Origin of the sequence: Microbacterium sp. B35-04 (assembly GCF_010634885.1) — a bacterium.
Classification (GTDB): Bacteria; Actinomycetota; Actinomycetes; order Actinomycetales; family Microbacteriaceae; genus Microbacterium.
The window spans coordinates 21,241-30,059 of the sequence record NZ_MWLP01000026.1; the positions used below are offsets into that span (position 1 = coordinate 21,241).

General features: G+C 72.6%; 6 protein-coding genes. All 6 read left to right on the plus strand.

Annotated features, from left to right (window positions below):
• Positions 1-41 precede the first annotated feature (41 nt).
• The 6 genes from kynA to B1729_RS07365 all read left to right on the plus strand — a co-directional run bounded on the left by kynA (position 42) and on the right by B1729_RS07365 (position 8,781).
• Entirely contained in the window at positions 42-902 is an 861-nt protein-coding gene (kynA, locus tag B1729_RS07340) for a tryptophan 2,3-dioxygenase (RefSeq protein WP_163631653.1), read from the plus strand.
• A complete protein-coding gene (locus B1729_RS07345) occupies positions 902-1,879 on the plus strand; it encodes a hypothetical protein (protein ID WP_163631656.1) in 978 nt (325 codons plus the stop codon). The genes kynA and B1729_RS07345 overlap by 1 nt, the downstream gene beginning before the upstream one ends.
• Positions 1,866-3,242 carry an aminotransferase class V-fold PLP-dependent enzyme gene (locus B1729_RS07350; RefSeq protein WP_163631659.1) on the plus strand — a complete coding sequence of 459 codons (1,377 nt, stop codon included), beginning with the start codon at positions 1,866-1,868 and terminating at the stop codon, positions 3,240-3,242. Before B1729_RS07345 ends, B1729_RS07350 begins: the two co-directional genes overlap by 14 nt.
• A gap of 250 nt (positions 3,243-3,492) precedes the next feature.
• Positions 3,493-4,998 carry an MFS transporter gene (locus B1729_RS07355; RefSeq protein WP_163631662.1) on the plus strand — a complete coding sequence of 502 codons (1,506 nt, stop codon included), beginning with the start codon at positions 3,493-3,495 and terminating at the stop codon, positions 4,996-4,998.
• 247 nt (positions 4,999-5,245) lie between these two features.
• Entirely contained in the window at positions 5,246-7,102 is a 1,857-nt protein-coding gene (locus tag B1729_RS07360) for an aldehyde dehydrogenase family protein (RefSeq protein WP_163631665.1), read from the plus strand.
• Entirely contained in the window at positions 7,099-8,781 is a 1,683-nt protein-coding gene (locus tag B1729_RS07365; protein ID WP_163631667.1) for a GMC family oxidoreductase N-terminal domain-containing protein, read from the plus strand. The genes B1729_RS07360 and B1729_RS07365 overlap by 4 nt, the downstream gene beginning before the upstream one ends.
• Positions 8,782-8,819 lie beyond the last annotated feature (38 nt).

Sequence of the window (8,819 nt, forward strand, 5' to 3'; positions counted from 1 at the left end):
GGCCCTGACGGCGCACCATGCGTCGTCATTAGGCTGAAGCCGTGAGCGTCGAACGCAATACCCGGGCGATCGAGGGAACAGTCGTCACCGACTTCGAGGACCGCATGAGCTACGGCGGGTACCTCGATCTGCCCACCCTGCTGTCGGCTCAGCGGCCGCTCAGCGGCAGCGAGGGGAAGCAGGAGCACCACGACGAGCTGCTGTTCATCGTGCAGCATCAGACCACCGAGCTGTGGCTGAAGCTCGTGCTGCACGAGCTGGGCGCGGCCTGTCGTCTGCTGCGCGAAGACCAGCTCGCGCCCGCGCTCAAGTGCATCGCACGGGTCAAGCACATCCAGAAGACGCTCACCGAGCAGTGGTCCGTCCTGGCGACCCTGACGCCCGCCGAGTACGGCCAGTTCCGCGGTGTGCTGGGCAACGCGAGCGGCTTCCAGTCGGCGCAGTACCGCGCGGTCGAGTTCACCCTGGGCAACAAGAACGCCGCCATGCTGCGCGTGTTCGACGCCGACCCGGCAGCTCACACCCTCATCCAGGCCGCGCTCGAGGCACCGAGCCTGTACGACGAGTTCCTCGGGCTGCTCGCGCGGTCGGGCTACCCGATCCCCGCGGCGGTGCTCGAGCGCGATGTGACGACGGCGTGGACCTACACTCCTGAGCTCGTGCCGGTGTTCGTCGAGATCTACCGGGACCCGCAGACCCACTGGGCCGCGTACGAGACGTGCGAGGAGCTCGTCGACCTGGAAGACAACTTCCAGCTCTGGCGCTTCCGCCACCTCAAGACGGTGGAGCGCATCATCGGCTTCAAGACCGGCACGGGCGGCTCGAGCGGCGTGCCGTTCCTTCAGCGCGCGCTCGAGCTGACGTTCTTCCCCGAGCTGTACGCCGTGCGGACCGAGTTGTGATGTCGCACGACCCGGAGGCGCTGCGCGAGCTGCTCGGCCCCGATGCGGCGCTCTGCCACCGGGCTCTCACGGGCGAGCAGGGTGTGTCGCTCCCGCCCTTCACCGACCACCACGTGCACCTGCACCTCACCGACGAGCGGGCTCTCGCCGCGGGCGGCATCGCCGGGGTCCTCGACCTGGGCGGCGACCCCGTCGCCCTCGCCCGCCGCGGTGACGGCATCCCGCGGGTCGCGTACGCGGGCGCCTTCCTCACGGCGGTGGGCGGCTACCCGGTCGGGCGCTCGTGGGCGCCGCCCGAGATCACCCGCGAGATCGCGGATGCCTCGACCCACCCCGGCGTCCCCGGCGGCGCGGCGACGGCGGTCGACGAGCAGGCGTCGTTCGGGGCATCCGTCATCAAGGCCTCGCTCCACAGCACCGCGGGGCCGGTACTCGACAGCGACGCCCTGGCGGCGATCGTCGAGGTCGCCCGCGAGCGCGGTCTGGCTGTCGTCGCGCATGCGGAAGGCGAAGGGATGCCGCAGCGCGCGCTCGACGCCGGTGTCGACGGGTTCGCCCACACGCCCTTCAGCGCGTTCGTCGGGCGCGCCTTCACGGCTCACGCGGTGGCGGCGGGGCAGGTGTGGATCTCGACGCTCGCCATCCATCGCGACGACCCCGAGGCGGCGGAGTTCGCCCGCGTGAACCTCGCGGGCTTCGCCGCCGCCGGCGGGCGCGTGCTGTACGGCACCGACCTCGGCAACGGCGATCAGCCGGTCGGCGTCAACCCCGACGAGGCCGCGGCTCTGGACCGGGCGGGAGTCCGCGGCGCCGCGCTCATCGCCTCACTCGCCGACCCGTGGCCCTTCGCCGACCCGCCCCCCGGCGTGTGCACCTTCGTGCCCGGCCCGCCCCCCGCGGAGTTCGGAGAGATCGCCGAGTGGCTGCGCGGCGCAACCGTCGTCCCCACCGAGGAGCTCATCCATGACGACCACTGACCCCGCCGGGTCGTCCGGTCCGGCCTCTGCCGGATTCGGGGCGCACGACGTGCATTCGGGGCGTGAGCCGCACGCCCCAGACGTCCGCGATGCGCCCCGAACCCGTGGGCAGGCCGGGATCACCCCGTCCGACCTCGAGACCGAGGCCGCGGCCCTCGACGCGGCGGACGCGCTCCGCAGCCGCCGCGACGCCTTCGTCGGGGCCGACACGTCGCTGGTCTACTTCGACGGCAACTCCCTCGGTCGGCCGCTGCGCGCGAGCATCGAGCGGCTCGAGGCGTTCGCGCGCGACGAATGGGGCGGGCGCCTCATCCGCGGCTGGGACGAGTCCTGGATGCAGCTGCCCTTCGACATCGGCGACGCCGTCGGCCGCGCAGCGATCGGAGCGGCACCCGGCCAGACCGTGATCGGCGACTCGACGACCGTGCTGCTGTACAAGATGGTGCGGGCCGCGTTCGATGCCGCCGTCGCCGCCGACCCGGCGCGCGTGGAGATCGTGGTCGATCGCGACAACTTCCCCACCGACCGCTACCTCGTCGACGGCATCGCCGCGGAGCGCGGTGGCCGTGTGCGATGGATCGACGTCGACACGGTCAGCGGGGTCTCGGGCGAGGCGCTGCGTGCGGCCGTCGGGCGCGAGACGGCGGTCGTGCTGCTCTCGCACGTCGCCTACCGATCGGGCTATCTCACGGATGCCGAGGCCCTCACCCGCATCGCCCACGAGGCGGGGGCGCTCATCGTGTGGGACCTCTGCCACTCGGCCGGCTCCGTGCCGGTCGAGGCCGATGTGTGGGGGTTCGACATCGCCGTCGGCTGCACGTACAAGTACCTGAACGGCGGGCCGGGCTCCCCCGCCTTCGCCTACGTCGCCACGAGACTTCAGGACCGCCTCGCGCAGCCCATCCAGGGCTGGATGGGCACCGCCGACGTGTTCGCGATGGGCCCGGAGTACCAGCCGGCGGAGGGCATGCGGCGGTTCCTGTCGGGGACGCCCCCGATCGTCGGGATGCTCGCCATGCAGGACACGCTCGCCCTCATAGAGGAGGTCGGGATCGGCGCCATCCGCGCCAAGTCGGTCGCGCTGACCGAGTTCGCCGTGCGCGTGGCGGACGAATTCCTGGCCCCGCTCGGCGTCTCGGTGGCGTCGCCCCGCGACCCTGCCGCCCGCGGCGGCCACGTCACCCTCTCGCACCCCGCGATGCGCGCAGTCACGGCGCGGTTGTGGTTCCAGGACGTCATCCCCGACTACCGCGACCCCGGCGGCCTGCGCATCGGCCTGTCCCCGCTCTCGACTTCGTTCGCCGAGACGCTCGCGGGCCTGCGCGCGGTCGAGGCCGCGGTGCGCGCCGAGCGCAGTCGTTGAACGAGCGAGACGAAACGCCCGCACCCAGCGCAGTCGTGAAGCTCGAGGCGTTTCGTCTCGGTCGCTGGCGCTCCCTCGCTCAACGACCGGGACCCCTTCCCTCGGTCGTTGAGCGAGCGAGGAACGAGCGAGACGAAACGCCCGCACCCGGCGCCGAACGCCGGCTCGAGGCGTTTCGTCTCGGTCGCTGGCGCTCCCTCGCTCAACGACCGGGAACAGAGCCGGCACGGCGCTGACCTACACTGGCGCGATGAGCAATGAGGCTCCGGCGGCACCCGAAGCCACCGGCATCCATCCGGCGCGCCTGAAGCGTTCCACCATCGCCCGCTACGCGGCCGGATCACTCGGCACGGGCGGGTTCGCGACGCTGCCTGGGCTCGTGCTCACCTACTACCTGACCGACTCGCTCGGGGTCGCGGCGCTCGCGGCCGGCGCGGTCATCACGATGGCGAAGGTGTGGGACGTCGTCATCGACCCGGTCATCGGCGCGTTGACCGACCGCGACCTCGCCCGGCACGGCAGCCGGCGGCGGCTGATGCTCATCGGCGCCCTCGCACTGCCGGTGCTGTTCGCGCTGACGTTCGCGGTGCCGCCCTCGCTCGGACCCGTCGTCGCGGGCATCTGGGTGCTGCTCGCCTTCACGCTCACGGCGACCGCCTTCAGCCTGTTCCAGGTGCCCTACATCGCGCTCCCCGCCGAGCTCACACCGAACTACGACGAGCGCACGCGCCTGCTCACCTGGCGCGTCGTGGTGCTCACCTTCGCGATCCTGCTGTTCGGGGCGGGCGGCCCTGCGCTCCGCCGGGTCTCGGACGACCCCTTCGTCCAGTACCTGGTGATGGGAGTCGTCTGCGGTGTCGTGATCGGGATCGGGATGCTGGTGGCCACGGACGTCGCGCGACGCACCGCGCCGGGGCGCACGCATCCGGATGCTGCGACCGACGCGCCGGCGGTGAGTGGAGAGGGCGCGGGGAGCGTCCCGTCGCCTGCTTCGTCCGCTTCCGGTGGGACGGCGGCGAGCGCGTCGACCGCCGGGTTCCGCGAGCACTACGCGTCCGGCATCCGCGCCCTCCGCCGCAGCCGGCCGTTCCGAATGCTGCTGTCGACCTTCGTGCTGCAGGCGCTCGCGACCGGTCTCATGCTGGCCGGCGCGCAGTACGTCGCGACGTGGGTGCTGCACTCCCAGGCGGCGGTCGAACTGCTGTTCATCGCGCTCATCGCGCCGGCGCTGCTGGCCGCGCCCGCGTGGGGCGTGGTCGCGCGGCGTCTCGGCAAGGAGCGAACCTTCGCGATCGCGAGCGTCGTCTTCGCAGTCGCGGCGCTGTCGATCCTCGGCATGCTGTGGGCGCCGGGCGACTGGATCTACGTGCCTGTCGCGATCGCGGGCATCGCGTACGCCGGCATGCAGTCGCTGCCCATGGCGATGCTGCCCGACGTCATCTCGCACGACGAGCGCACCGAGCCTGATGTGGCTGGGGGGACGGGCCGCGCCGGGTCGTTCAGCGGCGTCTGGACGGCCGGCGAGACCGTCGGCTTCGCGCTCGGCGCGACGACGCTGACGCTCATCCTCGCGGCGACCGGCTACGTCTCGTCGGTGGGTGGACAGATCGTGGGCGGACAGCTGGTGGAGCAGCCGGATGCCGCCATCACCGGCATCGTCGTGAGCTTCAGCCTCGTCCCCGCCGTGCTGATCGGGCTCAGCCTCCTCACGCTCGCGCGGTATCCACTGCGCAGAGCCGACATCGAATCGCGCTGACCCGCTCGACCCGCCCGGCGGACATGAGCACGGCAGTGCCGGCACAGGATCGGAGAACCCCGTCGACGCGCCGCCAGGCGGAGTTGCAGCCCGGCGGGTCGCGCAGAACCTCCGAGTCTGCGCGCACACGTGGCATCGAGTCGCACCGAGCGTGACACCGCGTGCCGCGTGCCGGGGGCTGTGACGTAAGATGCCCGGGACGGACTCACCCGACCCGGGTTCCCGGCGCGAGTTCGAAGGAGAACCCATGTCACCCACGTCGTCGACCACGCCGGCCACACCTCGGAAGACGCCTGCGAAGAGCCCGAAGGCTCCCGCCGGCCGTGTATCCGAGGCCGGGCTGCCGGCTGAAGAGCGTGCCGCGCTCGACGAGGCGATCACCCGACTCGAGGAGGGCACACGCGTGTGGGTCGCGCTCACCCTCGACCAGCGGGCGCGGCTGCTCGGCCGCGTGCGGGACGCCGTGGGCGCGGTCGCCCAGGAGTGGGCCGACGCCGCCACGATCTCGAAGGGGCTGGAGCCGGGGCATCCGCTCTCGGCAGAGGAGTGGCTCGGCGGACCCTACGCCGTCATCGGACTGCTCGACGCGCTCCGCGAGACCCTCGAAGCCCTCGCGAAGGGCCGGAGCCCGCTCGACGGCGTGACCATCGACCAGGCGCCGGGCGGGCGCCTGCGTGCGCACACGTTCCCGCTGAACGGCACGGAGAAGTTCCTCCTGTCGGGGTTCACCGGCGAGGTCTGGTTCGAGCCGGGCGTGACCGCGGATCAGGCGCGCCACCAGGCCGGGCTGGCGCAGCTCGCCCCGACCGAGTCCGGCGGCGTCGGGCTGGTGCTCGGCGCGGGCAACGTCACCTCGATCCCCGTCGCCGACGTGCTGTACGAACTGTTCGCGCACAACCGCGTCGCCCTGCTGAAGGTCAACCCGACGCAGGACGCCCTCCTACCCGTGTTCGAGCGTGCGCTGGCTCCGCTCATCGAGCCGGGGCTGGTGCGCATCGTGCGCGGCGGCGCCGCGACCGGCGCGTACCTCACCTCGCACCCGCGCATCGCGCACGTGCACATCACCGGCTCGGCCGCGACGTTCGACGCGATCGTGTGGGGTGCTTCGACAGGCTCAGCAGCCGGTGGCAGCTCAGGGGCGGAAGGCGCGGACGCCGACGCCGCGCGCGCGGCCGGCGAGCCGCAGCTGAAGGTGCCGATCACGGCGGAGCTGGGCGGAGTCTCACCGATCATCGTGGTGCCCGGCGCCTGGTCGGCCGCCGACATCGAATACCAGGCCCAGCACGTCGCCACGATGCGGCTCGTGAACGCCGGGCACAACTGCATCGCCGGCCAGGTCGTCATCCTGAGCTCGGACTGGCCTCAGCGGGCCGAGTTCCTGCAGGCGCTGCACACCGCTTATGCCGCTGCCCTCGAGCGCCCGGTGTGGTACCCCCGGAGCGATGAGCGGCTCGAGGCCGCGGCATCCGCCTATCCCGACGCCGTCTGGTCCGCCGACCGCACCCGCGCGATCGTCGAGGTGGGCGGCGGCGAGGGCCCCGACCCGGTCGAGTCGATCGAGTACTTCGCCCCGATCCTCGGCGTGGTCGAGGTCGGCGGCACCGGGCAGGAGTTCCTCGACGCGGCGGTCGCCCACGCCAACGCCCGGCTGACGGGCACGCTCGGCGCCAACGTGCTCATCGACCCCGTCACTGAGCAGGCACTCGGCGACGGCTTCGCGCGCGCGATCGCCGACCTGCGCTACGGCGACATCGCGATCAACACGTGGACCGCCTTCAACTTCCTCACCGCCCGCCTGACGTGGGGCGGATACCCCGGGGCGACGCCGGCCGACGTGTCGAGCGGCATCGGCGTCGTGCACAACGCGCTGCTGCTGGATCGGGTCGAGCGGTCGGTGGCTCGCGGGCCGTTCCGGCCGTTCCCTCGCTCTGTGGGCGATACGCTTCGGCGCCGGCGTCTGGCTCAGGGCACGATCCTGCCGACGCCGCCGTGGTTCGTGAACTCGCGCACCGGCGCCGAGGTGAGCGCCGGACTCACGCGCTACCTCGTCGACGGCAAGGTGCCCGGGCTGGTCAGGACGCTCGCCAAAGCGATGCAGGCGTGAGGCGCCGCGTCGCGCGCGGGCGTCGGAGCGCCGGTGATTCCGCGGCCGGCTTCGGCGCTGACGGCTTCGAGGCCGACTACGTCGTCGTCGGCGCCGGATCCTCTGGTGCCGCCGTCGCGGCGCGACTGAGCGAGGACCCGGCCGTCTCGGTGCTGCTGCTCGAGGCGGGAGGACCCGACCGGGCGATCGAACTGCACGTGCCCGCGGCGTTCTCCAAGCTCTTCCGCGGACGGTACGACTGGAACTACGACACCGTCCCCCAGCCGGCCCTCGAGGGCCGCACGGTGTACTGGCCGCGCGGCAAGACGCTGGGCGGGTCGTCGTCGCTCAACGCCATGATGTGGGTGCGGGGCTTCGCCGCCGACTACGACGAGTGGGCGGATGCCGCCGGCCCGATCTGGTCGTGGGACGCCCTGGTCCCCTACTTCCGGCGTGTGGAGCGCACGGCCGATCCGGCCCACGGCTCGCAGGGCACCCACGGACCCCAGCCCGTCGAGCACCAGCGGGATCCCCGGGCCCAGACGGCCGCGTTCCTCACGGCGGCGCAGCAGGCGGGGCATCCTGTCACCCCCGCGAATCTGCCGACGGGGCAGGGCTTCTCGCAGACGATGGTGAGCGAGAGCCGCGGTGCGCGCGCCTCCACGGCCGACGTGTACCTGCGCCCCGCGAAGGGGCGCGCGAACCTCCGGATCACCACGGGTGCGCACGTCCGGCGGGTGACCCTTGATTCCGGTTCGCCCCTGCCGCGTGCGACGGGCGTGTACGTCGACATCGACGGGATCACCCGCCATGTGCGCGCGCGGCGCGAGGTCGTGCTGTCGGGCGGGGCGATCAACACGCCGCAGCTGCTCATGCTGAGCGGCATCGGCCCGGCCGAGCACCTCACCGAGCACGGGATCGGCATCGTGGTGGACGCCCCCGGCGTCGGCGCCAATCTGCAGGACCACCTCGTCGCGGGGCTCGCGCCGGCCGCGGACAGCGGCACCCTGCACGACGCCGAGAGGCCGGCCGAAGTCGTGCGGTATCTGACGAAGCGGAGGGGGATGCTGACCTCCAACGTCGCCGAGGCCTACGGGTTCGTCCGCACAGAGGTCGCCGATCGCGCGGGAGCGCCCGAGGGGCTCCCCGACGTCGAGATCATCTTCGCCCCGGTGCCGTACGTGGGCGAGGGACTCATCCCGACGCCCGCGCACGGCCTCACGATCGGGGCGATCCTGCTGCGCCCGCGCAGCCGCGGCACGATCCGGCTCGCGTCGGCCGACCCGGCCGCGCCGCCGCTCATCGACCCTGCGTATCTGTCGGATCCCGACGGCGTGGACGCCGCGACGATGCTGGCCGGACTCGCCGAATGCGAGCGTCTCATCGACACCGAGGCGCTGCGCGCCGTCACGACCGGCGGCTGGGTACAGCCTCCCGGCGGCGATCGCATGACGCCGACCGAGCGCGCCGAGGTGTCGCTGCGCCGCTACTCGCACACGCTCTACCACCCGGTCGGCACGGCGCGGATGGGGACGGATGCCGCCTCCGTCGTCGACCCGGAGCTCCGCGTCCGTGGCGTCACGGGCCTGCGCGTGGCCGACGCCTCGGTGATGCCCACCGTGATCCGCGGCCATACGAACGCTCCGGCGATCGTGATCGGCGAGGTCGCCGCCGACCTCATCCTCGGCCGCCGCGTCTGACCCGGCTTCGGTAGGCGCCCGCCCCGGACCCGGGCAGA

What these genes read in the sequence shown, in the direction of transcription:
- B1729_RS07345 (WP_163631656.1), top strand. Translation starts at nt 902, where the DNA reads ATGTCGCACGACCCGGAGGCGCTGCGCGAGCTGCTCGGCCCCGATGCG.
- B1729_RS07350 (WP_163631659.1), top strand. Translation starts at nt 1,866, where the DNA reads ATGACGACCACTGACCCCGCCGGGTCGTCCGGTCCGGCCTCTGCCGGA.
- B1729_RS07355 (WP_163631662.1), top strand. Translation starts at nt 3,493, where the DNA reads ATGAGCAATGAGGCTCCGGCGGCACCCGAAGCCACCGGCATCCATCCG.
- B1729_RS07360 (WP_163631665.1), top strand. Translation starts at nt 5,246, where the DNA reads ATGTCACCCACGTCGTCGACCACGCCGGCCACACCTCGGAAGACGCCT.